This window comes from Helicobacter pylori (genome assembly GCF_009689985.1).
In the GTDB taxonomy this organism is placed as follows: Bacteria; Campylobacterota; Campylobacteria; order Campylobacterales; family Helicobacteraceae; genus Helicobacter; species Helicobacter pylori_CG.
In genome coordinates, this window is record NZ_QBAW01000004.1 from 60,503 (window position 1) to 83,296 (window position 22,794).

Genomic DNA, 22,794 nt, shown 5'->3' on the forward strand with positions numbered 1-22,794 from the left:
TTTAACTCGCTTGCTCTTCTAAAGGGATCAAACGGCTTTCTAAATTATTGGCGGTCTCGTATTCGCTGATGATTTCACGCACTCTCTCGCCTGTAATGACTTCTTTGTCAAACAATTCTTTGACCATGATTTCAATCGCTTCTCTGTAGTCGCTCAAGGTTTGTTTGACATGCTCATAGCGCTCTTCTAGCAAGTTTTTAATGAAAAGATCCATTTCTTCTGCGGTTTTTTCGCTAAATTCCCTACTGCTTCCATAACCGCCTCCTAAAAAGGCGTTCCGTTGCTTTTCTAACACCATAAGCCCACTGACACTGCTCATGCCGTAGTAACTCACCATGCCTTTAATAATATCAGTCGCTCTTTCTAAATCGTTGCTCGCACCGGTAGAAATTTCTTCCAAAAAGACTTCTTCAGCCGCTCTCCCGCCTAAAAGCACATCAATTTCAGCGATGAGTTCGTGTTTTTGCATCAAGTATTTGTTTTCTTCAGGCGTGTTAAGGGTGTAGCCTAAAGCCGCCATTCCCCTTGGAATGATAGAGACTTTATTCACCCTAGCACTCCCTTTAGTCATTTCAGAAATCACGGCATGCCCACTTTCATGGTAGGCGACGATTTTCTTTTCCTTAGGACTGATGCGCCTGCTTTTCTTTTCTAGCCCTGCAATCCCTCTTTCAACCGCTTCTTTTAAATGCTGTTGCCTGACTTCTTTTTGGTTGTTTCTTCCTGCTAAAAGCGCGGCTTCATTGATGATATTCGCTAAATCCGCTCCTGCAAGCCCTGCGGTGAGTTTGGCGACTTCTTGCAAATTCACATCGTTAGCGAGTTTCACGCCTTTAATATGCACTTTTAAGATTTCTACCCTGCCATTAAAATCAGGCTTATCCACTAAAACCTGCCTGTCAAAGCGCCCTGGACGCATTAACGCCGGATCTAAGATTTCGGGGCGGTTCGTTGCGGCTAAGACAATCACAGGCGCGTTCTCGCTCCCAAAACCATCCATTTCGGCTAAGAGTTGGTTTAAGGTTTGCTCTCTTTCATCGTTTCCGCTCACCACGCCTCCAGCCGCTCTGCTTTTACCTATGGCATCAATTTCATCAATAAAAATGATGCTAGGGGCTTGTTTTTTAGCGGTTTCAAACAAATCTCTAACCCTGCTTGCCCCTAAGCCCACAAACATTTCAATGAAACTGCTCCCTCCCATAGAGAAAAACGGCACATGTGCTTCGCCGGCCACCGCTTTTGCTAAAAGGGTTTTACCGGTTCCTGGAGGCCCTACTAATAACACGCCTTTAGGGATTTTAGCCCCTAAATTAGCGTAGCGATCAGGGTATTTTAAGAAATCTACGATTTCTACCACCTCTTCTTTGGCTTCTTCATTGCCCGCCATGTCATTAAAACGCACATTGGGTTTTTCAGCGTTAATGAGTTTTTTCGCGCTCCCCATACCAAAAATACCCCCACCCATATTTTTTTGCATGCGGTTTGCCATAAACATCCATAGCCCTAAAATCACTAAAATAGGCATGAGCCACCCTAGCATGTCGGTAAAAAAGTTAGACTCGCTAAAACCAGAATAATTGATTTTTTTCTCGTCTAACAAAGGCACTAAGGTCAAATCAGGCACTCGTTTAGCGATATAAATCACACGATTGTTGCCCTCTTTATGGCTGGCTTTGATCAAAGTTTGACCGATGCTCACATTTTCCACTTCATTATTGCTGATGAGCTGTTTGATTTCATGGTAGCTCACATTTTTAGTGCTAGAAGCTAAGAAATTGTCCGAAAAACTGCCATCAGAATTGAAAGAACGCAGAAAAAAAATGAGTAAAATCCCTCCAAGAACCGCAAGGATAATGGGACTTTGAAAAAAAGGTTTTTTAGGTTCGTTCGTTGGTTTCATTATAATCCTTAATTTATTGGTTGTTTTTTAAGCAATTTTAGAGCGACCCATTCGTTACGCTGTCGCTGTTCTAAAACCTCAAATCCATTATAATAGATCTGTAAAACAGAGTTTAAATGGGTTTCTAAAATCCCTGATAAAATAAGAGTGTGGTTACAAAGCCGCACAAATTCACTATACAAACTCTTAATCACATCAGCGACAAGGTTCGCCACAATAATATCAAAACGCCCTTCAATTTTTTGCGTAGAGCCATAAACGACTTTATCTTGCGCTAATAGGGGTATTTGATTCAAGCTAAAATTTTTTAGGGTTTCTTCAACGGCTAAACTATCTGTATCGCAAGCTACTAAAGCGCTAACGCCTTGTCTTTTTAAAGCGATGCTTAAAATCCCGCTCCCACAGCCCACATCTAAAGCGTTTTTGCGTTTTAAATCAAGATTAGAGAGCAGTTCCAAACACATAGAAGTGCTTTCATGATGGCCTGATCCAAAGGCCAAAGCCGGATCGATCATTATGCAATCATTTGCAGCAACATGGCTTGGCTTTTGATGCCAACTAGGGTGTATGTAAAATTTGGCGCATTGCACCGGTAAAATAGCTTGTTTGTAGGCTTCTAGCCAGTTTTTTGAAGCCAGATTGCGTGAAAGATAGAAAAAATCAAACTCGTTTTGCAGGTTTTGTTTTAAATTCAAACAAAACGCTTCTAATGCTGGAATGAGCGAGTTATTCAAATTCTCTTCAGAGCGTAAAATAACGAAATTTTTGAGATGTGGGGGTTTTTCTTTTAAATCTTTTTTTAGGGGGTCATGAGTGGCGAAATAATGCCAATTGGATTGGCTTATAAATTCAATGGTTTCTTTATCGTCAAACGCTTTTAAATTCTCTAAGCTTGATTCTTCTAGGGCTAGGTGTGTGGCGTCTAAAAGAAAGCTCTCAAAAAGTTCTCGCTTCTTAGGGAAGATAAAGAAAAACTCATAATACATTGGCTTTAACACTCAATCGTTTGTCCCTAAAACAACCTCTAATTTTTCTTTCAAAACTTGGGGGGTAAAAGGTTTCACAATGTAGTTGTTCACGCCCGCTTTCAAAGCGGTAATGACTTCGGCCTTACCGCCCTCTGTGGTGATCATAATAATAGGGATTTCTTTAAAACGGCTATCAGAGCGCACCTTTTTAACGAGATCCAAGCCGTTCATTTCAGGCATGTTCCAATCTGTAATAAGCACCTTAGTGTCCGCATTAGCGTCTAGTTTCTCCCAAGCTTCCACCCCATGCTCAGCTTCTAAAACATCTTCATAGCCTAAGCGTGAAAGTGTATTTTTAATAATTCTTCTCATAGTTGAGCTATCATCTACTACTAGTAGTTTCAAAGCACTTCTCCTTTTAAGATTGCATTTAAATTAGGCTCTTTTTAAACAGCCAAAGCGTCTCTAACGCCTTATAATAATAAATCATTCCAAATAATAGCATGTTTTGATTAAAATTACCTTGACCAACAATAATCATTGGCTAAATGGAGCGTTTAATGAGCGTTCTCATTTGTAAAAAAATTCAGTTTGTTTGCTATCATAATAGTTTAAAAGTAATAAAATAACTTTTGAGTGCGATAAAGGGTATTGGATGGTTTGAAAAAAGAAAGATGAGGATTTTACAAGTAAGTGTGTTATTTAAGAATTTTAATACTGGTTATAAGTTTTTTAAATATTTTAAATGCTGAAAATTTGAGTTACATGTCTTCTTCTTATCAAATAGGCACGGTGTTTATGCGCCCTTTAAACACTAACAAGCTTTTACAAGGGGCTTCAATCCTTCAAGGCTATGAAGTGAATCCTAAAAACGATTGGGCTTATTCTAGGTATTATTTCTTTATAGATTATGGTAATGTGCTTTTTAATAATGACTCTACTTTACAAGCGAACATGTTCACTTATGGGGTGGGAGGGGATTTTATGGTCGCCTACGCTAAAAACCCTATCAACCGTTGGGCTTTTTTCTTTGGCTTGCAACTGGCCGCCAACACATGGATACTCAATAATAAAGTCAAAGATTTGGTGGTGAATACTTGGGATTCATTAAAAGATTTCAATTTTCGTAACACTTATTTCAGGGCTATCGGGAAATTTGGGGTGCAGTTTCGCACGATCGTTTTGTATCATAAGGTGGATGTGGAAATTGGCATGAAAATCTTTCTAACCCCTGAAAGGCGCAGCTTGTTTGAAAGGAGCTTTTTGTTTTTTGTTTCGCATTCGTGGCATTTTTAGAAAATGGCGGAGAGAGAGGGATTCGAACCCTCGAAGGCTTGCACCTTACACGCGTTCCAGGCGTGCTCCTTCAACCACTCGGACATCTCCCCTTAAAAAGGGCTTATTATAACTAAGATTTGTTTAAAAAGGGCTTATTTTAAAAGGAGTGAATCTTTAGAAATCACGCCATCTATTTGATTTTTAGTGCAAATTTCCCACAACTCTGTATCGTTTAAATCCATAGAAAACAAGATTTTGCTATCTAATAAGTAATTAGTGGCGTGTTGTTGGGCGAGTATGGCTTGCTTAATATCCTTAAAAATACAATAGAGCGGTTTGAAAGCGTTGAATAAAAAAAAGGCGTCCGTTTCTATCTTGTGCGATAAAAAGATCACGCTAAAATGGACGCCATTTTCACAGCAATACTTAGCTAATTCCAAATTTTTTGGGTTTGCTTCAAAACACACTATATCGTTATTGGTGCTGGAATGAATAGCATCGGTGTTTTTAATGAAAACAAAACGAGCACTAGGGATTAAAGGGTGTCCTAAAATAAGCATATTTATCTCTTATCCTTCAAACAGGTTTCACTGCAATAGGCTACCGCTCCGCTGTAAATAGCGTCTTTGCTAGAGACATAGGTTTGGCATTTAGAGCATACAATCATGTGATCTTCTAATTCTTTGGGGGTTTGTTGCGCATAAGAGTGGTTGTCTTTGTGGTTGTCTTTGTGGGGTTTTTGCCTCAAAAACAAACGCCATAAAACCCACACGATAATGAGTAGGGGGATTAAAATTCTTAACATAAACTTTCCTTTGATTTGTAAAAATAAACACGCTTTTGATGCATAAAGCATTCAGTGTCTTTACAAGCGATTTCATCTTTTAGCTGCTCGCCTTTATAGAATAAAAAATACCCCTTATCTTTTAGGAAGCGTCGGCTTTTTTCTATCAAAAAAGAAGAGCTAGCGACCGCTCTAGAAGTGATTAAATCCACTTGTAAAAGATCTTGATAATCTTCTAAACGCTTTTTAATGATTTCAATGTTTTTTAAAGGCAAAACGCTTTTAAGGTAGTTTAAAAAAGCCGCTCTTTTTATTCTTGGCTCTAAAAGAATGAATTTTGTTTCCGGTTTTTCAAGGGCTAAAGGGATAGCAGGAAGTCCCGCCCCGCTCCCAATATCCAAGCAGCTTTTAAAATCTTTGACAAATTCTAAAGGCTTTAGAGCGTCTGTGATCTGTGGTTCTAACTCGCTTAAATTTTTTGCGCCGCTCAAGTTGTGCGTTTGATTCCATTCTAAAAGGATGCGCGCGTAATCTTGCAATAAGGGGTTCATAAAATCAGCATCCCATCGCCATAAGAATAAAAACGATACTTCTTTTCTATGGCTATTTTGTAGATTTCTTTGGTTTTTTCTAAGCCTATCATCGCGCTCACAAGCATTAAAAGGCTAGATTTGGGCAAATGGAAATTAGTGAGCAAATAATTAACATGCCGAATAGGATTAGCAAGATGCAAGAATATATCGCATTCAAACGCCTCTTGATTAGGGTTTTTTAAACGCTTGAAGTATTCCACGCTCCTTAAAGCGGTCGTGCCGATGCATAAAATCTCTTGGGATTCTTGCAAAATTTCTTGGCTCTTTTTAGGAATATGCAAAACTTCTGTATGGATTTGATGCTCTCTAATATCCTTAGTTTCTACGCCAAGAAAAGTCCCAGCCCCCACATGCAAGGTTAAAAAAGCGTGCTTGAAATCTTTCAATAATTTTTCTAAGCAGTGTTGAGAAAAATGCAATGACGCCGTAGGGGCAGCCACCGCACCGATGTGTTTAGCGAACATGCTCTGGTATTCATGCGCATCCAAACTTTCATCGGCTCTTTTAATATAAGGGGGTAAGGGCATATGCCCGTATTGCTCTAAAAGCTTTAAGATATTTTCTTGATTTAAGGGGGTTTTATGGTCATAAAAAGCGATCAAGCGTTGGCCGTTATGGAGTAATTCCAAAACTTCAGCGTAATAATTTTCATTAAAAAAGATTTTGTCCCCCACTTTGATCTTACCCTTAATTTGAGTTAAAGCGGTATTGCCTTTAAAAAAGCGGTGGAAAAACACTTCGGTCGTTTTTGATGGCAAAAAGGCATGCTTAGATCCAAAAAGCCTGGCCTTCATCACTTTAGTGTCGTTCAACACCACAAGGGCGTTTTTAGGGAAAAAATCTAAAACATGCTCAAAAGTGGTGTGCGTGATTGTTTGCGAACGCCTTTCATAGACGAGCAATTTAGCCTTTTCTTTGGGCAAAACGGGATAGCTTGCGATCAATTCCTTAGGCAAATGATAATCATAGCTTTCTAAATCAAATTCTTTCAACTACGACTCGCTCTTTTCATTTTCTTTGGTGTCATTTTCGTTGTTATTTTCGTTATCTTTAGGAGCCGGATTGACCATTTTGGCGATTAAAATAGAAAGCCCATAAAGCCCCACTAAAGGCAACGCCATAAAGATTTGACTCACCACATCAGGGGGAGTGATAATGGCTGCTACAATAAAAATCACTACAATAGCGTATTTAAAATACGCTTTCAAACTTGCATCGGTGATCAAGCCCACTTTAGCTAAAAAATACGCCAAAACAGGCAATTCAAACGCCACGCCAAAGCCTAAAATCAAGCGTGTGAAAAAGCTCACGTAACTGGACGCAGAAATATTGGCCGCAAACACATCGCTCCCAAAAGTGGCCAAGTATTCAATAATGAAAGGGAACACCACATAATAAGAAAACGCCGCCCCAATCAAAAACATGCCGCTCCCAAAAAACACAAAAGGCAAAATCACTTTTTTTTCATTCTTATAAAGCCCTGGAGCGATAAAGAGCCACAATTGCCAAAAAATAATGGGCATGGAAATGACGATAGCGGCTGAAAAACTGATTTTCACCGCTACCATAACCCCTTCAATAGGGGAGAGCTGAATGAGCGTGCCTTTATAAGAATTTTTAACAAATTCAAAAATATTTTTCCAAAAATGAAAGCACCCCAAAAACGCCACTAAAATCGTTCCTACAGAAACCATCAAACGCTTTCTTAATTCCTGTAAATGCGGTTTTAAATCTTCAAACATGCTCTTTTTCTTTGTCGTGTTCTTTGGTGTTGTTATCGGTTGCTAATTGGACTTCTTTAGGAGGTTCATCGCTTGAAACTTCTTCATTTAAGGCTTCTTCATTGGAAACTTCTTCATTGGAGTGGTTAGGGGGTGCGTTGTTTTCTAGTCTTTTTTGGTAATCTTGCATCAAATCCTGAATGCTTTTAATCTCCTTTTCTGCAGTTATTTTAGCGTCTTCTAATTCTTCAATCTTAACGCCCTTAAGACTCTCCACTTTGTTTTCAAAGAGTTTTTGATACTCTAGAGTTTCTTTTTTGATTTCTTCAATATTGATTTCTTTATCTAAAGTGTCCTTAGCGTCATTGAGCGTTTTTTTAACCGCACGAAAAAATTTCACTATATCCACGACAGCCTGGGGGAATTTTTCTGGCCCTAAAAAAATAATCGCTACAATCAACACCACAAGGATTTCAAAAAAGCCCATGCCAAACATAATAATCTACTTTCACACCCTTTAAAATTTTATCGTTATTGTAGTGTAATTTTCTTTCTAAACAAGGTTAAAATAAAGTTTGAGACTTTAAAGTGGGGATTTTTAAAAGCGCATGGGTTTTAGGCGTGGCGATTCTGCCTTTAGCGGTGCGCTCTAAATAACCATTAGCGAGTAAAAAAGGCTCAATCACATCTTCAATCGTGCCTTCATCTTCTCTCATAGACGCTGCAATCGTATTCAAACCCACCGGCTTTCCTTGAGCGTTAGCCAACAAAGATAAATACGCTAAATCCGCTTCATCAAAGCCCAATTCATTCACGCCTAATTCATTCAAAGCATGCAAAGTGATGTTTAAATCCATCAAGCTTGAATTTTTGACTAGCGCAAAATCGCGTACCCTTTTCAAAAGCCTTAAAGCAATCCTTGGCGTGCCTCTGCTCCTTTTAGCGATTTCATCAGCGCTTTCTTCCTTGATGTCTTGGTTGAGTTTAACGGCGGCTTTTTTGATGATAAGGGCTAGTTCGCTAGAGCTATAAAATTGCATTCTAAAACTCATGCCAAATCTGTCTCTTAAGGGGTTAGAGAGCATTCCGGCTCTAGTGGTAGCGCCGATGAGGGTGAAAGGGGGTAAATCAATCTTAATGGTTTGAGCGGCTGGGCCTGAGCCTATGATAATATCCAGTCTAAAATCTTCCATAGCCGGGTATAAAACCTCTTCAATCGCTGGGCTGAGCCGGTGGATTTCATCAATAAAAAGAATGTCTTTAGCTTGCAAATTAGTCAAAATGGCGGCTAAATCACCGCTTTTTTCTATCATGGGAGCGGCGGTGATTTTGATATTGGTTTCCATTTCTTTAGCGATGATATGGCTGATTGAAGTTTTACCCAAACCGGGCGGGCCAAAAAAGAGCATGTGATCCAAACTTTCTTGGCGTTTTTTAGCCGCGCAAATAGAAATTTGCAAGTTGCTTTTAATCTTTTCTTGACCGATAAAATCTTCCCAAAGATTGGGGCGCAAACTCACTTCTTGAGAAGTTTCAAAATCCAAAGTTTCTAAATTGACTATCCGTTCTTTCATTTAATGGTAACTTTCTAATTCGTTAGGGAAGATTCCCTTTTTCACATCATCAGCGTATTGTTGAATCGCGTTTTGAACCAATTCTTTCCCTTTAAGGTACTCTCGCACGAATTTAGGCTTAAAGCTATCAAAAAAGCCTAACATATCGCTCCACACTAAAATCTGCCCGTCGCAATCCTTGCCGCTCCCTATGCCGATCGTGGGGATTTTGATTTTTTGCGTGATTTCTTGAGCGATAGGGGTGGTTATACCCTCTAAAACCAACAAACCCGCCCCGGCTTCTTCTAAACTCAAGGCGTCTTCTAAAAGCTTTTTTTGTTGCTCTTCATTTTTGCCCTTAACCTTATAGCCTCCATCAAGACGCACGAATTGAGGCATTAAGCCAATGTGTCCTACCACGATAACGCCCTCATTAGTGAGCGTTTTAACCAGTTTCGCTTTTTCTTTCCCCCCCTCTAGTTTGATCGCGCTCGCTTGGGTTTCTTTATAAACTCTAATGGCGTTTTTTAGGGCTGTTTTTTCATCTTTATAGCTTCCAAAGGGCATGTCTGTGATGATAAAAGGAGTCTTAGCGCCCGCGCACACGGCTTTAGTGTGATAGAGCATCATTTTTACACTCGCGCTTAAAGTGTCGTTTTGGTTGAAAAAACTCATATTCAAACTATCGCCCACTAAAATCACATCCACTAGCGGATCAAATATTTGAGCGAACAGCGCGTCATAAGCGGTAATAGCGATGATCTTTTCTTGATTTTTTTTAGCTTGGAGGTGGTTGAGAGTGATTTTTTTAATTGGGGCGGTTTGCATGCTCATTAAAAATCCTAAGTGTTAAATATAGTGGCATTGTAGCATGACTTTATTGGGGTGGGTGAAAATTTTACTCCATTTTAACCGGTCATTTTAATTATTTTAGTATAATTGAAAGAAACTTTTAACAAACAATTCAAGGGATTTAGCGATTTTGGGTCTTAAAAAACATGTTATTTTATGGTCTTTAATGGGGTTTTATGCGGGATTGAGTGCGCTTGATTATGACACCCTAGACCCAAAATACTACAAATATATCAAGTATTATAAAGCTTATGAAGATAAAGAAGTTGAAGAATTGATCAGAGACTTAAAAAGGGCGAACGCTAAAAGCGGGCTTATTTTAGGGATCAATACCGGGTTTTTTTACAACCATGAAATCATGGTTAGAACCAATAGCTCTAGCATCACCGGAAATATTTTAAATTATTTGTTCGCTTATGGCTTGCGTTTTGGCTATCAAACTTTCAGGCCGTCGTTTTTTGCACGCTTGGTCAAGCCAAATATCATTGGCAGGCGTATTTATATCCAATATTATGGAGGGGCTCCTAAAAAAGCGGGCTTTGGGAGCGTGGGGTTTCAATCGGTTATGCTGAATGGGGATTTTTTATTGGATTTTCCTTTGCCTTTTGTGGGGAAATACCTTTATATGGGGGGGTATATGGGTTTAGGCTTGGGGGTTGTAGCGCATGGGGTGAATTATACGGCGGAATGGGGGATGTCTTTTAACGCAGGCTTGGCTCTAACGGTATTAGAAAAAAACCGCATTGAATTTGAATTTAAAATTTTAAATAATTTCCCTTTTTTACAATCCAATTCTTCAAAAGAGACTTGGTGGGGAGCTATAGCAAGCATTGGGTATCAATATGTGTTCTAAAAAAATAAGAAATCTCATTTTATGCTTTAGTTTTATTTTAAGCTTGCACGCTGAAGAGAATACGACTGAAGAAAACATGATTAAAGAAAATACCCCTAAAGACGCTCCCATTTTTTTGGAAGAAAAACGCGCCCAAACGCTAGAGTTTAAAAAAGAAAAGGGGATTGCAAAAAAGATTGATGAAAAAAGCCTGCTTGAAGAAATCCATAAGAAAAAACGCCAGCTTTACATGCTCAAAGGGGAATTGCATGAAAAAAATGAATCCATCTTATTCCAGCAAATGGCTAAAAATAAGAGCGGTTTTTTTATAGGCGTAATCCTTGGCGATATAGGGGTTAGCGCTCATTCTTATGAGAAGTTTGAACTTTTAAGCAATATTCAAGCTTCTCCTTTGTTGTATGGCTTAAGGAGCGGGTATCAAAAGTATTTTGCTAACGGGATTAGCGCCTTACGCTTTTATGGGGAGTATTTAGGGGGGGCGATGAAAGGGTTTAAAAGCGATTCTTTAGCCTCTTATCAAACCGCAAGCTTGAATATTGATTTGTTGATGGATAAGCCTATTGACAAAGAAAAAAGGTTTGCGTTAGGGATATTTGGAGGCGTTGGAGTGGGGTGGAATGGGATGTATCAAAATTTAAAAGAGGTTAAAGGGTATTCACAGCCTAACGCCTTTGGGCTAGTGTTAAATTTAGGGGTGAGCATGACGCTTAATCTCAAACACCGTTTTGAATTAGCCTTAAAAATGCCTCCCTTAAAAGAAACTTCGCAAACTTTTTTATATTATTTTAAAAGCACTAATATTTATTATATTAGTTACAACTATTTATTGTAAAGGCTAAAATGTTGAAATTTAAATATTGTTTGATTTATATCGCACTCATACTGGGACTTCAAGCGACAGATTATGACAATTTAGAAGAAGAAAACCAACAATTAGACGAAAAAATAAACAATTTAAAGCAACAGCTCACCGAAAAAGGGGTTTCGCCCAAAGAGATGGATAAGGATAAGTTTGAAGAAGAATATTTAGAGCGAACTTACCCAAAGATTTCTTCAAAGAAAAGAAAAAAATTACTCAAATCTTTTTCCATAGCCGATGATAAGAGCGGGGTTTTTTTAGGGGGTGGGTATGCTTATGGGGGATTTAATCTTTCTTATCAAGGGGAGATGTTAGACAAATATGGCGCGAATGCCCCTAGCGCGTTTAAAAACAATATCAAGATTAACGCTCCTGTTTCTATGATTAGCGTTAAATTCGGGTATCAAAAATACTTCGTGCCTTATTTTGGAACACGATTTTATGGGGATTTATTGCTTGGGGGAGGGGCGTTAAAAGAGGATGCAAGCAAGCAATCTGTAGGCTCGTTTTTTTATGTTTTAGGGGCTGTCAATACCGATTTGTTGTTTGATATGCCTTTAGATTTTAAGACTAAAAAGCATTTTTTAGGCGTTTATGCAGGTTTTGGGATAGGGCTTATGCTTTATCAAGACAAGCCTAATCAAAACGGGAGGAATTTGGTGGTGGGGGGCTATTCAAGCCCTAATTTTTTATGGAAATCTTTGATTGAAGTGGATTACACTTTTAATGTGGGCGTGAGTTTAACGCTTTATAGGAAACACCGCTTAGAGATTGGCACCAAATTACCGATTAGCTATTTGAGAATGGGAGTGGAAGAGGGAGCGCTCTATCAAAATAAAGAAGACGATGAACGATTGTTGATTTCAGCTAACAACCAGTTCAAGCGATCCAGTTTTTTATTAGTGAATTATGCGTTCATTTTTTAAGGCTTGATTTTGGAGTTGAGGTTTAAAATTTTAGCGTTAGTCGTTTTGATTTTAGGGGGTTATTTGATTTTTAACGCTTTAATCACAAAACCCAAAGCTTTAAGTTTTAGTTTAAACAGCAAAGAGGATGCACTCAATGACAATAATGAAGCGCTTTTTTGGGATTTAAAAAAACCCATTAAGATTAAAATAGCAGCCCCAAAGGGTATCAAACGCTATGATTTAAAAGTAACCACGCAAGATAATTTGATCTTATATGAAAAAGAAAATCTGGTATTGGATAAACCCAAGTTTTTAGAGGTGCCTTTAATTAGGCCTGAAATCATGGGGTTAGAAGACAAGTGCCTTTTGTATGAAATTCAAGCTAATGATTGGAGCTATGCTAATTTTTTCAATGGCAATAAGGCGTCTTTCAAACAAGAAGTGTGCATTGATACGATAAAACCCTCAATCACGATTTTATCTCGTTCCCCAAGCATCGCTTATGGGGGGAGCGCGGTAGTGGTCTTTGAAGCTTTGGATAAGAATTTGTCTCAAGCGTTTGTTCGCGTTAAAAAAAAGGATTTTAAAGCTTTCAGGCTTTTAGAATTCAAACAGCGTAATGTCTTTATCGCTCTAGTGCCTTGGTCTTATAAAAATAAGGATTTTAAAGCGTTCATTGTTGCTAAAGATAAAGCCTATAACTCTAATACCACCCCTTTATTATTCAAGCGAAAAACCCATCGTTTGAGGGAAAAAGATATAGACTTAAGCGCCTTAAAAGACAAGATTGTACAGCAAGAAAAATTTCAAAATCACACTGAGCAAACTTTATTAGAAATATTTTCCAACGCGCGTCCAAAAGATTTAGAAAAAGCCCAAAAGATCGCTTTAGAGCAAGGGGATTTTTATAAGGATTTTTCCCATTTTCAAGCGCTAAAACCCTTGAATGGGCCTTTTAAAATGGTAAGCAATTTTTTAGAAAATCGGCGTATCTTAAAGGACAATCAGGTGTTGTTTAAATTCTTGCATTTAGGGGTGGATTTGATACCTAGCAAGGATTTATCTTTAGCGTTTGATCCAATTATGAAGAGGGTTTTTAAGGGGGAGTTGGGTTTTTATGGTAATAGTTTAATTAATTGCTATGGGCTGGGTTTGTGCGTTTTTTTAGCGCATTTAAAAGATGATGAAAGCGTGGGGAGTAGCGGTTTGAAATTAGGGATCGGGTTGCATTTAGGGATGCTTTTGCAAGGGGTTTTTGTCCGGCCCAATGAATGGCTTAATGAGCAATGGATAAAAACCAATATCATCACCCCCATAGAGCAAGCCAAACAGCTTTTAATGAAAGGATAGTCATGTTAAAAACCAATCAAAAAAATGTGCATGCGTTTGAAATTGAAAAGCAAGAGCCTGAAGCGGTCATGGAATTTTTAGAAAAAAACCACGCCCTTTTGCAGTATTTTCTTATTATATTTAAATATGATATTGAACCAGAAGTCAAAGCCATTTTGCGCAAACACCAGCTTTTATTTTTAGAAACGAATCGCGCTTTAAACGGACGCCATATCAAAACCATGTCTTTAAAAGAAGAAAACAATCATTCAAAACCCAATCATTCTAAAACAGAACCTAAAACAACGATTTATGAGTGCCACATCAGGAGTGGGGAAGAGATTTATAGCGCTAATCATCTTATTTTTTTGGGTAATATCCACAATGGGGCAAAGATTATTTCAGAGGGCTGTGTGTCGGTTTATGGGGTTTGCGAAGGGGCGATTGTGTGCTTTGGAGAGTGCTTGATTTTGAAAGAAGTCAAGAGCGCTCAAATCGTTTTTCAAAATAAAATTTTCTCTTTAAAAGAGGTTGAACGGCTTTTGGTAAATAAAAATATTAAAATAATCACTAAAAATGACGATATACTAGACATAAAGGAAGTATTATGAAGCAAACAACCATTAACCACTCTGTGGAATTAGTAGGGATAGGCTTGCACAAGGGCGTTCCTGTGAAGCTTGTTTTAGAGCCTTTAGGAGAAAATCAAGGCATTGTTTTTTACCGCTCTGATTTGGGCGTGAAGCTCCCCTTAAAACCTGAAAACATCGTGGATACCAAAATGGCAACCGTGTTGGGTAAGGATAATGCTAGAATTTCTACGATTGAGCATTTGCTTTCAGCTATCCATGCGTATGGTATTGATAATCTTAAAATCTCTGTGGATAACGAAGAGATCCCTATCATGGATGGGAGTGCTTTGACTTATTGCATGCTTTTAGATGAAGCAGGGATTAAAGAATTAGACGCTCCTAAAAAGGTGATGGAAATCAAGCAAGTCGTTGAGGTTAGAGAGGGCGATAAATTCGTTAAAATTGAGCCAGACAGCCAACTTTCTTTGAATTTCACGATTGATTTTAGCCATCCGGTTATCGCTAAGCAAGCCCATCATTTTGTCTTTAGTAAAACCGCTTACAAAGAGCAAGTCGCTAAAGCCCGCACCTTTGGGTTTTTGCAAGAAGTGAATTACTTGCGATCCATTGGTTTGGCTAAAGGGGGAAGCTTGAATAATTGCATCGTGCTGGACGAAAACAGCATTTTGAATAAAGAGGGCTTGAGGTGCGAAAAGGAATTCGTGTGCCACAAGATTTTAGACGCTATGGGGGATCTAATGGTTTTAGGCATGCCTGTGATGGGCAAATACACTTCTTTTTCAGGGAGTCATAAGCTCAATTCCATGTTGGTTAAAGCCATTTTAGCGGACGCTAAAAATTACGAAGTTTTGATCGCTACGGATCCGGCTAAAGAATTTGCGTTGCAAAAGGCTTTCGCTTAATCCTGAATTAGGGTTTATTTTTTGGAATTGGATTTAGTGCTTATCTCTTTAGGCGAGGGGGTTTTGCTTGGGGTGTATCAAAACAATTTTTTATGCGCTTCTTACACTTCCAAATCAAAAACGAGTGAAGCTTTAGTGGAAGTTTTTTCACAATTATTCAAAGATTTTAAAAACCCCACCATTTACCCCACGATCCACTCTAATTTACCGGCGATTAAAGGGGTTTATTACGCTAAAGGGCCAGGGAGTTTCACTAGCCTAAAGCTCACGCATGTTTTCTTACACACTTTGGCTTTAATCCATGACTTTGAACTCTATTCAACCACAGGCTTTGATTTTAACGACAACACGCCCATTTTGGCGTATGCCAATAAATACTTTGTTTCAAAAGAAAGGGAAAGCTTAACCGATTTTAAGGATTTGAAAATTGCGCCAAAAGATTTCATGCTGCCCTCTTTTTTAGAGAAAGACAAATTCACCCAATTGAACACGCCGTTTTACATTTTGCCTCCTATTTAGTGTATAATGCTAGTTTTAAATAATGAAAGGGTATCAAAAATAGGGGTTTAAAATTTGGTAGTGAGTGTTCCTGCAACGAGTGCGAATTTAGGTCCCGGTTTTGATTGCTTGGGTTTGAGTTTGAATTTACGCAATCGGTTTTTTATTGAGCCTAGCAGCTTCCATGCGGTGAAATTGGTTGGGGAGGGTGAAGGGATCCCTAAGTTTTTAACCAACAATATTTTCACTAAAGTGTTTTATGAGATTTTAAAAAAGCATGGGAATGACGGCTCATTTAAATTTTTATTGCATAATAAAGTCCCTATTACAAGGGGCATGGGGTCTAGCTCAGCGATGATTGTGGGGGCGGTCGCTTCAGCGTTTGCGTTTTTAGGGTTTGCTTTTGATAGAGAAAGCATTGTCAATACCGCTTTAATTTATGAAAACCACCCGGATAATATCACCCCGGCGGTGTTTGGGGGGTATAATGCAGCGTTTGTGGAAAAAAAGAAAGTGATAAGTTTAAAAACCAAAATCCCTTCTTTTTTAAAAGCGGTGATGGTGATCCCTAATAGGGCCATTTCTACCAAGCAATCGCGCCATCTCTTGCCCAAGCGTTACAGCGTGCAAGAAAGCGTGTTTAACCTTTCGCATGCGAGCTTGATGACGATGGCGATTGCGCAAGGGAAGTGGGACTTGTTGCGTTGTTGCTCTAAAGACAGGATGCACCAATATAAGCGCATGCAAACTTATCCCGTGTTATTTGCGATCCAAAAGCTCGCTTTAGAAAATAACGCCTTAATGAGCACGCTTTCAGGGAGCGGTTCGTCGTTTTTTAACATGTGTTATGAAGAGGACGCCCCTAAATTAAAGCAGGTTTTGAGCAAGAAATTCCCTAAATTTAGGGTAGCGGTTTTAGATTTTGACAATGATGGAGTCCTTATTGAGAAAGACTGAAATTAAAATCCGCATGTGTGTGGCGTGCAGAATGCGCCAACCTCAAAAGGATTTGTTGCGTTTGAAAAGCTTTGACAATCAAATCATGGAATTTGATGGCACAGGCCGTAGTTTTTATGTGTGTGGAAATTGTTTGAAAAATGGAGAAAAAAAGTTGTTGAAAGCGGTTTCAAAAATAAAGAATGCCCCAAAAGATACCAAAAATATCATTAATTGGATTAAGGAGAGAAGCATAGCATGAGTGGTATGGTTGATTTAAAAGAATTTTTAGCCGAGCTTGGTAAGACCCAAAAAGAGCTTAAAAATGTGATCGAGCAAGCCAAAGACATTGGTTTAGAGCTTAAGACAAATTCTAAAATGACCCCAGAGCAAGCAGGCAAGCTATACAAATACATTGTGGATGGCATTAAAGAACAAATACAAGCCAATCAACCCACTAAAAATCCTGAACAAGACAATAAAGACGATTTGAATACAGCCGTAGCGTCTAAACCTCTTAACAAAAAGGTTTCCAAAACGCCCAAAAAAGAAGAAACAAAAAGCCAGCCAAAGCTCAAGAAAACTAAAGAAAAGAAAAAAGAAGCTCCTACACCCATTGCTAAAAAGAAGGGAGGGATAGAGATTGTCAACACTTTTGAAAACCAAACGCCCCCTGTAGAAAACACCCCTAAAGTGGTTAGCCACTCTCAAATAGAAAAAGCCAAGCAAAAGCTCCAAGAAATCCAAAAAAGCCGAGAAGCCCTAAACAAGCTTACCCAAAGCAACGCTAACAACGCTAACAGCACCAATAACGCTAATAACGCTAATAACGCTAATAACGCTAAAAAAGAAATCAGCGAAGTTAAAAAGCAAGAGCAAGAGATTAAACGCCATGAAAACATTAAAAGACGCACCGGTTTTAGGGTGATTAAACGCAACGATGAAACAGAAAATGAAATTGAAAACAGCGTAACAGAAAGCAAAAAACCCACTCAAAGCGCAGCGGCTATTTTTGAAGACATTAAAAAAGAATGGCAAGAAAAAGACAAACAAGAGGCTAAAAAAGCCAAAAAACCCAGTAAGCCCAAAGCCACCCCCACAGCCAAAAACAACAAATCCCATAAAATTGATTTTAGCGATGCGAGGGATTTTAAGGGCAATGATATTTATGATGATGAAACCGATGAAATCTTATTGTTTGATTTGCATGAACAAGATAATTTCAATAAGGAAGAAGAAGAAAAAGAAGCGCGCCAAAATATCAACGACAGGGTGCGCGTCCAAAGGAAAAACCCTTGGATGAATGAAAGCGGGATCAAACGACAATCCAAGAAAAAGCGCGCATTCCGTAACGATAACAGCCAAAAAGTGATCCAAAGCGCGATTGCAATCCCTGAAGAAGTGCGCGTCTATGAATTCGCGCAAAAAGCGAATTTGAATCTGGCCGATGTGATTAAAACCCTCTTTAATTTAGGGCTTATGGTAACTAAAAACGACTTTTTGGATAAGGATAGCATAGAAATTTTAGCCGAAGAGTTTCATTTAGAAATTTCTGTTCAAAACACCTTAGAAGAATTTGAAGTAGAAGAAGTGCTAGAAGGGGTGAAAAAAGAGCGCCCGCCTGTGGTGACTATCATGGGGCATGTGGATCATGGTAAAACTTCACTATTAGATAAAATCCGTGATAAAAGAGTCGCGCACACTGAAGCTGGAGGGATCACTCAGCACATTGGCGCTTACATGGTAGAAAAAAATAACAAATGGGTGTCTTTCATTGACACCCCAGGGCATGAAGCCTTTAGCCAGATGCGTAATCGTGGGGCTCAAGTAACAGATATTGCAGTGATTGTGATAGCGGCTGATGATGGCGTGAAGCAACAGACTATTGAAGCTTTAGAACATGCAAAAGCGGCTAATGTGCCTGTGATTTTTGCGATGAATAAAATGGATAAGCCTAATGTGAATCCGGACAAACTCAAAGCCGAATGCGCTGAGCTTGGTTATAACCCTGTGGATTGGGGCGGAGAGCATGAGTTTATCCCTGTTTCAGCTAAAACGGGCGATGGTATTGACAATTTATTAGAAACCATTCTTATCCAAGCGGATATTATGGAATTAAAAGCCATAGAAGAGGGCAGTGCTAGAGCGGTTGTTTTAGAAGGGAGCGTGGAAAAAGGGCGTGGGGCAGTAGCCACTGTGATTGTCCAAAGCGGGACTTTGAGCGTGGGGGATAGTTTTTTTGCCGAAACGGCGTTTGGTAAAGTAAGAACGATGACTGACGATCAAGGCAAGAGCATTCAAAATTTAAAACCCTCTATGGTGGCTCTCATCACAGGCTTAAGCGAAGTGCCTCCTGCAGGATCTGTTTTAATAGGGGTAGAAAACGATTCCATCGCGCGCTTGCAAGCTCAAAAGAGGGCGACTTATTTACGCCAAAAAGCGTTGAGTAAAAGCACTAAAGTGTCTTTTGATGAGCTTTCAGAAATGGTCGCTAATAAGGAATTAAAAAATATTCCTGTAGTCATTAAAGCGGATACGCAAGGAAGCTTAGAAGCCATTAAAAACAGCTTGTTAGAGCTTAATAACGAAGAAGTGGCGATTCAAGTGATCCACTCAGGGGTGGGGGGCATTACTGAGAATGATTTGAGCCTAGTTTCTAGCAGTGAGCATGCGGTGATTTTAGGCTTTAATATCCGCCCCACCGGCAATGTGAAAAATAAGGCTAAAGAATACAATGTGAGCATTAAAACTTACACGGTGATTTATGCCTTGATTGAAGAAATGCGATCGCTGTTATTAGGCTTGATGAGCCCTATCATTGAAGAAGAGCATACCGGACAAGCGGAAGTGAGAGAAACCTTTAATATCCCTAAAGTTGGCACGATAGCTGGGTGTGTGGTGAGCGATGGGGTGATCGCTCGTGGCATTAAGGTGCGTTTGATTAGGGATGGCGTGGTGATTCATACCGGCGAAATCCTTTCTTTAAAACGCTTTAAAGATGATGTGAAAGAAGTTTCTAAGGGTTATGAGTGTGGGATCATGCTAGATAATTATAATGAGATTAAAGTGGGCGATGTGTTTGAAACCTATAAAGAAATCCATAAAAAAAGAACCCTCTAATGAACGCTCATAAAGAACGCTTAGAATCCAATCTTTTAGAATTATTGCAAGAGGCTTTAGCGAGTTTGAACGACAGCGAGTTGAATTCTTTAAGCGTTACTAAAGTGGAATGCTCTAAAGGGAAGCACCACGCTTTTGTGTTTGTGCTTTCACAAGATCGTAAAATCCTTTCTAAATTAAAAAAAGCTGAGGGCTTGATCAGGCAGTTTGTTTTGCAGGCGAGCGGGTGGTTTAAATGCCCAAAACTCAGTTTTGTTTTAGACAATACCCTAGAAAAACAGCTCCGATTAGACGCCATATTTAATGAAATCGCTAAAGGGAAAGATAATGACTAAAAAAATAGAAGAGAAAATAGAGGGCGTGATTGAAAGTTTGGGCTATTTGCTTTATGATGTGAGTTTGATTAAAGAAAATGAGCAGCATGTTTTAAGAGTGAGCCTTAAAAACCCTAATGGAGCGGTTAGTTTGGATATTTGCCAGCAAGTGAGCGAGATCATTTCGCCCTTATTAGATGTGTGCGATTTTATTCAAGACGCTTATATTTTGGAAGTGAGCTCCATGGGGTTAGAAAGAACGCTTAAGACCCCCAAACACTTCAAGCTTTCTTTAGGCGAAAAAGTGGAAGTCAAACTCACAAATAAAGAAAGCTTTCAAGCTGTCCTTAAAGACGCTAACGATTTGAGCGCGGATTTTGAATTAGAAGATCATGCTATCAAAAGCGTGGAGTATAAAGATTTAAAGAAAGTTAAAACGCTTTTTGAGTGGTGAAATAACGCAAAGCGGTAGCGTCCTTACACTTTATGAGAGATTATTGCTTGATTGAAATTAGACTTTCATTATTTGGCTAAAAAACGCTAAAAAGCATTTTTTAGATTTCACTCTTCCATTTGAACGATACTCATTATTTCTTTGACCACATTCACATCTTCTAGCGTGCTTAAATCTTGAGTGATGGGCTCTTTTTTAGCGATAGATTTCAAAAGCCTTCTCATGATTTTCCCGCTCCTGGTTTTAGGCAAACCCGGCACATACATGACATTGTCTAATTTAGCGATCTTTCCAGAGATTATTGCTTGATTGAAATTAGACTTTCATTATTTGGCTAAAAAACGCTAAAAAGCATTTTTTAGATTTCACTCTTCCATTTGAACGATACTCATTATTTCTTTGACCACATTCACATCTTCTAGCGTGCTTAAATCTTGAGTGATGGGCTCTTTTTTAGCGATAGATTTCAAAAGCCTTCTCATGATTTTCCCGCTCCTGGTTTTAGGCAAACCCGGCACATACATGACATTGTCTAATTTAGCGATCTTTCCAATCTCAATGGATAAGATATGATTCATTTCTTTTAATAATTCTAAACTCTCGCCAAGATTGCATTTAGCCCCATCGCACAGCACCACAAACGCAAACAAGCCCTCTCCTTTAATCGCATCAGGGATACCCACTACCGCGCATTCAGCCACCATTTCATGTTTAGAAATAGCACTCTCCACTTCAGCCGTGCCAATCCTATGCCCGCTCACATTCACAATATCATCGGTGCGCCCAATAATAGTAATATATCCGTTTTCATCCACGATGGCGCCATCTCCAGAGAGGTAGACATATTCCCCATTCAACTTGATTTGAGAAAAATAGCTGTCAATGTATCGTTGTTCATCGCCCCAAATGTTTCTTATCATAGAAGGCCATGGCTTAGTGATGCATAAAAACCCTTGCTCTCCGGGCTTTGTTTTAGTGCCGTCTTCGTTTAAAACTTCTGCATGGATGCCAGGTAAAGGTAAAGTCGCGCAACTAGCCCTTATAGGCGTAGCTCCCGGTAAAGGGCTGATGATATGCCCGCCTGTTTCTGTCTGCCACCAAGTATCCACGATACTGCATTTTGAATTACCGATTTTTTCATAAAACCATTTCCATGCCGTAGGGTTAATGGGCTCTCCCACTGTTCCTAAAACTTTGAGTGAGTCTAAATTATACTTTAAGGGTTCGTTTTCGCCTTTAGCATGCAGCATTCTTATAGCGGTGGGGGAAGTGTAGAATTTATCCACTCGGTATTCTTCTATCATCCTCCACCATCTCCCATAATCCGGATAAGACATCGTGCCTTCTAGTATCAAGGTTGTCGCCCCACAAGCTAAAGGCCCATAAACCACATAAGTGTGCCCTGTGATCCAGCCAATATCAGCGGTGCACCAAAAATTATCGTTATCTCTAATATCAAAAACCCACTCCATCGTCATTTGTGCCCATAGCAAATACCCTGCACTGCTGTGTTGAACGCCTTTAGGTTTTCCGGTTGATCCGCTTGTATAGAGCAAGAATAAAGGATCTTCAGAGTCCATCATTTCAGGTTCGCATTTATCGGATTGGTAATTGACCATTTCATTATAGACAAAATCGCGCCCTCTCACATAGTCAATCTCTTTGGCGTTTCGTATCACAATGAGCGCTTTTTCCACACTAGGGCAGGCGTTATTTTCTAGAGCCTTGTCAAGGGCTGGCTTGAGCATATAGGGTTTGCCTTTTCTAAAAGTCCCATCCGCTGTGATAACTAATTTGGCTTGAGTGTCGTTGATCCTATCCCTCAAGGCTTCAGGGCTAAACCCAGCAAAAACGATGCTATGGATCGCTCCAATCCTAGCGCATGCGAGCATCATATAAACGCTTTCTACAATCATAGGCATATAGACAATGATTCTATCGCCTTTTTTGACATTGAATTCGTTTTTTAAAAGGTTGGCTGTTTTATTGACTTCAGAGTGGAGTTTTCTGTAAGTGATGACATTATAATCCCCCATTTCCCCTTCAAAAATGATCGCCACTTTATTTTTTTTGTCTTTTAAATGCCTGTCTATGCAATTGTAAGAAACATTGATTTTGCCGTTTTCAAACCATTTGAAAAAAGGGGCGTTATCGCTGTTTAAAACCTTATCAAAGGGCTTAAACCATGTGAGTTTTTGCTTGGCTAACTCGCCCCAAAAATATTCATAATCTTCATTGGCTTCATGCACTAAATCTTTATATTCGCACATGTTTTTAATCCTAGCTTGCTTAGCAAACATTCTGTTAGGGTTAAAGATTTTTTTAGCGAATTCTAAATCATCGTCTGATTGCATCGCATCTCCTTTCTATGGCTTTAAG

The 22,794-nt window shown here is 39.1% G+C and carries 25 protein-coding genes, 1 tRNA gene and 1 pseudogene; 13 read left to right on the forward strand and 14 right to left on the reverse strand.

From position 1 onward, the window contains the following. Position 1: 1 nt before the first annotated feature. The 3 genes from ftsH to DBU79_RS04085 are packed head-to-tail and all read right to left on the reverse strand — an operon-like array spanning position 2 to position 3,273. Complete coding sequence (gene ftsH, locus DBU79_RS04075; RefSeq protein ID WP_121288483.1) at positions 2 to 1,900, reverse strand: ATP-dependent zinc metalloprotease FtsH; 1,899 nt, start codon at positions 1,898 to 1,900, stop codon at positions 2 to 4. Between the two features lie 8 nt (positions 1,901 to 1,908). Beyond that, positions 1,909 to 2,886, reverse strand: a complete 978-nt coding sequence (gene prmA, locus DBU79_RS04080; RefSeq protein ID WP_180395038.1) for a 50S ribosomal protein L11 methyltransferase — start codon at positions 2,884 to 2,886, stop codon at positions 1,909 to 1,911. Positions 2,887 to 2,898: 12 nt separating this feature from the next. Then, positions 2,899 to 3,273, reverse strand: a complete 375-nt coding sequence (locus DBU79_RS04085; protein ID WP_000772151.1) for a chemotaxis response regulator CheY — start codon at positions 3,271 to 3,273, stop codon at positions 2,899 to 2,901. A gap of 288 nt (positions 3,274 to 3,561) precedes the next feature. On the opposite strand from DBU79_RS04085, the gene DBU79_RS04090 reads away from it, so the two are divergent. After that, entirely contained in the window at positions 3,562 to 4,164 is a 603-nt protein-coding gene (locus tag DBU79_RS04090) for an outer membrane protein (protein WP_154411618.1), read from the forward strand. A gap of 4 nt (positions 4,165 to 4,168) precedes the next feature. Here the strand turns inward: DBU79_RS04090 and DBU79_RS04095 are convergent. The 9 genes from DBU79_RS04095 to panB form a co-directional block, all read right to left on the reverse strand. Beyond that, positions 4,169 to 4,256 (reverse strand) — tRNA-Ser (locus DBU79_RS04095). A 42-nt stretch (positions 4,257 to 4,298) separates the two neighbouring features. Continuing rightward, positions 4,299 to 4,706 (reverse strand): hypothetical protein, encoded by a 408-nt coding sequence (locus DBU79_RS04100; RefSeq protein ID WP_134890547.1) that lies wholly within the window; start codon positions 4,704 to 4,706, stop codon positions 4,299 to 4,301. A gap of 2 nt (positions 4,707 to 4,708) precedes the next feature. Further along, positions 4,709 to 4,951, reverse strand: a complete 243-nt coding sequence (locus DBU79_RS04105; protein ID WP_180481504.1) for a PP0621 family protein — start codon at positions 4,949 to 4,951, stop codon at positions 4,709 to 4,711. Next, positions 4,945 to 5,481, reverse strand: coding sequence for a 16S rRNA (guanine(527)-N(7))-methyltransferase RsmG (gene rsmG, locus DBU79_RS04110; RefSeq protein WP_154411620.1), 537 nt, complete (start codon positions 5,479 to 5,481; stop codon positions 4,945 to 4,947). Before rsmG ends, DBU79_RS04105 begins: the two co-directional genes overlap by 7 nt. After that, positions 5,478 to 6,515, reverse strand: coding sequence for a tRNA preQ1(34) S-adenosylmethionine ribosyltransferase-isomerase QueA (queA, locus tag DBU79_RS04115; protein WP_154411621.1), 1,038 nt, complete (start codon positions 6,513 to 6,515; stop codon positions 5,478 to 5,480). Before queA ends, rsmG begins: the two co-directional genes overlap by 4 nt. Continuing rightward, a complete protein-coding gene (gene tatC / locus DBU79_RS04120; protein WP_154411622.1) occupies positions 6,516 to 7,265 on the reverse strand; it encodes a twin-arginine translocase subunit TatC in 750 nt (249 codons plus the stop codon). Continuing rightward, positions 7,258 to 7,740 (reverse strand): Sec-independent protein translocase protein TatB, encoded by a 483-nt coding sequence (gene tatB / locus DBU79_RS04125; RefSeq protein ID WP_154411623.1) that lies wholly within the window; start codon positions 7,738 to 7,740, stop codon positions 7,258 to 7,260. The genes tatC and tatB overlap by 8 nt, the downstream gene beginning before the upstream one ends. Positions 7,741 to 7,807: 67 nt before the next feature. Continuing rightward, positions 7,808 to 8,818 carry a Holliday junction branch migration DNA helicase RuvB gene (gene ruvB / locus DBU79_RS04130; protein WP_154411624.1) on the reverse strand — a complete coding sequence of 337 codons (1,011 nt, stop codon included), beginning with the start codon at positions 8,816 to 8,818 and terminating at the stop codon, positions 7,808 to 7,810. Next, positions 8,819 to 9,631 (reverse strand): 3-methyl-2-oxobutanoate hydroxymethyltransferase, encoded by an 813-nt coding sequence (gene panB / locus DBU79_RS04135; protein ID WP_154411625.1) that lies wholly within the window; start codon positions 9,629 to 9,631, stop codon positions 8,819 to 8,821. It abuts the gene before it with no gap. Between the two features lie 148 nt (positions 9,632 to 9,779). On the opposite strand from panB, the gene DBU79_RS04140 reads away from it, so the two are divergent. The 12 genes from DBU79_RS04140 to DBU79_RS04195 are packed head-to-tail and all read left to right on the forward strand — an operon-like array spanning position 9,780 to position 20,415. Next, the gene (locus DBU79_RS04140) at positions 9,780 to 10,502 is read left to right on the forward strand and encodes a hypothetical protein (RefSeq protein ID WP_000523303.1); all 723 of its coding nucleotides are present in this window, start codon (positions 9,780 to 9,782) and stop codon (positions 10,500 to 10,502) included. After that, on the forward strand, positions 10,492 to 11,334 hold the full coding sequence (locus DBU79_RS04145) for an outer membrane beta-barrel protein (RefSeq protein ID WP_154411626.1): 843 nt from the start codon (positions 10,492 to 10,494) through the stop codon (positions 11,332 to 11,334). The genes DBU79_RS04140 and DBU79_RS04145 overlap by 11 nt, the downstream gene beginning before the upstream one ends. An 8-nt stretch (positions 11,335 to 11,342) precedes the next feature. Then, positions 11,343 to 12,287, forward strand: a complete 945-nt coding sequence (locus DBU79_RS04150; protein ID WP_154411627.1) for an outer membrane beta-barrel protein — start codon at positions 11,343 to 11,345, stop codon at positions 12,285 to 12,287. Between the two features lie 9 nt (positions 12,288 to 12,296). Then, a complete protein-coding gene (locus DBU79_RS04155) occupies positions 12,297 to 13,619 on the forward strand; it encodes a M23 family metallopeptidase (RefSeq protein WP_195834225.1) in 1,323 nt (440 codons plus the stop codon). 2 nt (positions 13,620 to 13,621) lie between these two features. Then, positions 13,622 to 14,209: a septum site-determining protein MinC gene (gene minC / locus DBU79_RS04160; RefSeq protein ID WP_195834226.1), complete on the forward strand. Its 588-nt coding sequence runs from the start codon at positions 13,622 to 13,624 to the stop codon at positions 14,207 to 14,209. Beyond that, positions 14,206 to 15,093: a UDP-3-O-acyl-N-acetylglucosamine deacetylase gene (gene lpxC / locus DBU79_RS04165; RefSeq protein ID WP_134890541.1), complete on the forward strand. Its 888-nt coding sequence runs from the start codon at positions 14,206 to 14,208 to the stop codon at positions 15,091 to 15,093. Before minC ends, lpxC begins: the two co-directional genes overlap by 4 nt. A 21-nt stretch (positions 15,094 to 15,114) precedes the next feature. Continuing rightward, positions 15,115 to 15,612, forward strand: a complete 498-nt coding sequence (locus DBU79_RS04170; RefSeq protein WP_167599636.1) for a tRNA (adenosine(37)-N6)-threonylcarbamoyltransferase complex dimerization subunit type 1 TsaB — start codon at positions 15,115 to 15,117, stop codon at positions 15,610 to 15,612. Positions 15,613 to 15,666: 54 nt separating this feature from the next. Next, on the forward strand, positions 15,667 to 16,548 hold the full coding sequence (gene thrB / locus DBU79_RS04175) for a homoserine kinase (RefSeq protein ID WP_154411629.1): 882 nt from the start codon (positions 15,667 to 15,669) through the stop codon (positions 16,546 to 16,548). Further along, complete coding sequence (locus tag DBU79_RS04180) at positions 16,535 to 16,789, forward strand: DUF448 domain-containing protein (protein ID WP_001232486.1); 255 nt, start codon at positions 16,535 to 16,537, stop codon at positions 16,787 to 16,789. The genes thrB and DBU79_RS04180 overlap by 14 nt, the downstream gene beginning before the upstream one ends. Next, positions 16,786 to 19,647, forward strand: a complete 2,862-nt coding sequence (gene infB / locus DBU79_RS04185) for a translation initiation factor IF-2 (RefSeq protein WP_154411630.1) — start codon at positions 16,786 to 16,788, stop codon at positions 19,645 to 19,647. Before DBU79_RS04180 ends, infB begins: the two co-directional genes overlap by 4 nt. Beyond that, a complete protein-coding gene (gene rbfA, locus DBU79_RS04190) occupies positions 19,647 to 19,982 on the forward strand; it encodes a 30S ribosome-binding factor RbfA (protein ID WP_154411631.1) in 336 nt (111 codons plus the stop codon). The genes infB and rbfA overlap by 1 nt, the downstream gene beginning before the upstream one ends. Continuing rightward, complete coding sequence (locus DBU79_RS04195) at positions 19,975 to 20,415, forward strand: ribosome maturation factor RimP (protein ID WP_000162226.1); 441 nt, start codon at positions 19,975 to 19,977, stop codon at positions 20,413 to 20,415. Before rbfA ends, DBU79_RS04195 begins: the two co-directional genes overlap by 8 nt. Before the next feature lie 107 nt (positions 20,416 to 20,522). Here DBU79_RS04195 and DBU79_RS04200 read toward each other — a convergent pair. Together DBU79_RS04200 and acs are read right to left on the reverse strand one after the other, a co-directional pair. Then, positions 20,523 to 20,708: pseudogene (locus tag DBU79_RS04200) on the reverse strand (hypothetical protein); the annotation flags it as partial. 72 nt (positions 20,709 to 20,780) lie between these two features. Beyond that, positions 20,781 to 22,769, reverse strand: coding sequence for an acetate--CoA ligase (gene acs / locus DBU79_RS04205; RefSeq protein WP_154411633.1), 1,989 nt, complete (start codon positions 22,767 to 22,769; stop codon positions 20,781 to 20,783). Positions 22,770 to 22,794: the final 25 nt, after the last annotated feature.

Excerpts from the sequence above, each read along its gene's own strand:
- tatB (WP_154411623.1), bottom strand. The coding sequence starts at position 7,740 with ATGTTTGGCATGGGCTTTTTTGAAATCCTTGTGGTGTTGATTGTAGCG.
- prmA (WP_180395038.1), bottom strand. The coding sequence starts at position 2,886 with ATGTATTATGAGTTTTTCTTTATCTTCCCTAAGAAGCGAGAACTTTTT.
- rbfA (WP_154411631.1), top strand. The coding sequence starts at position 19,647 with ATGAACGCTCATAAAGAACGCTTAGAATCCAATCTTTTAGAATTATTG.
- DBU79_RS04145 (WP_154411626.1), top strand. The coding sequence starts at position 10,492 with ATGTGTTCTAAAAAAATAAGAAATCTCATTTTATGCTTTAGTTTTATT.
- ftsH (WP_121288483.1), bottom strand. The coding sequence starts at position 1,900 with ATGAAACCAACGAACGAACCTAAAAAACCTTTTTTTCAAAGTCCCATT.
- tatC (WP_154411622.1), bottom strand. The coding sequence starts at position 7,265 with ATGTTTGAAGATTTAAAACCGCATTTACAGGAATTAAGAAAGCGTTTG.
- infB (WP_154411630.1), top strand. The coding sequence starts at position 16,786 with ATGAGTGGTATGGTTGATTTAAAAGAATTTTTAGCCGAGCTTGGTAAG.
- ruvB (WP_154411624.1), bottom strand. The coding sequence starts at position 8,818 with ATGAAAGAACGGATAGTCAATTTAGAAACTTTGGATTTTGAAACTTCT.
- panB (WP_154411625.1), bottom strand. The coding sequence starts at position 9,631 with ATGAGCATGCAAACCGCCCCAATTAAAAAAATCACTCTCAACCACCTC.
- rsmG (WP_154411620.1), bottom strand. The coding sequence starts at position 5,481 with ATGAACCCCTTATTGCAAGATTACGCGCGCATCCTTTTAGAATGGAAT.
- acs (WP_154411633.1), bottom strand. The coding sequence starts at position 22,769 with ATGCAATCAGACGATGATTTAGAATTCGCTAAAAAAATCTTTAACCCT.
- DBU79_RS04195 (WP_000162226.1), top strand. The coding sequence starts at position 19,975 with ATGACTAAAAAAATAGAAGAGAAAATAGAGGGCGTGATTGAAAGTTTG.
- minC (WP_195834226.1), top strand. The coding sequence starts at position 13,622 with ATGTTAAAAACCAATCAAAAAAATGTGCATGCGTTTGAAATTGAAAAG.
- DBU79_RS04100 (WP_134890547.1), bottom strand. The coding sequence starts at position 4,706 with ATGCTTATTTTAGGACACCCTTTAATCCCTAGTGCTCGTTTTGTTTTC.
- DBU79_RS04150 (WP_154411627.1), top strand. The coding sequence starts at position 11,343 with ATGTTGAAATTTAAATATTGTTTGATTTATATCGCACTCATACTGGGA.
- DBU79_RS04105 (WP_180481504.1), bottom strand. The coding sequence starts at position 4,951 with ATGTTAAGAATTTTAATCCCCCTACTCATTATCGTGTGGGTTTTATGG.
- lpxC (WP_134890541.1), top strand. The coding sequence starts at position 14,206 with ATGAAGCAAACAACCATTAACCACTCTGTGGAATTAGTAGGGATAGGC.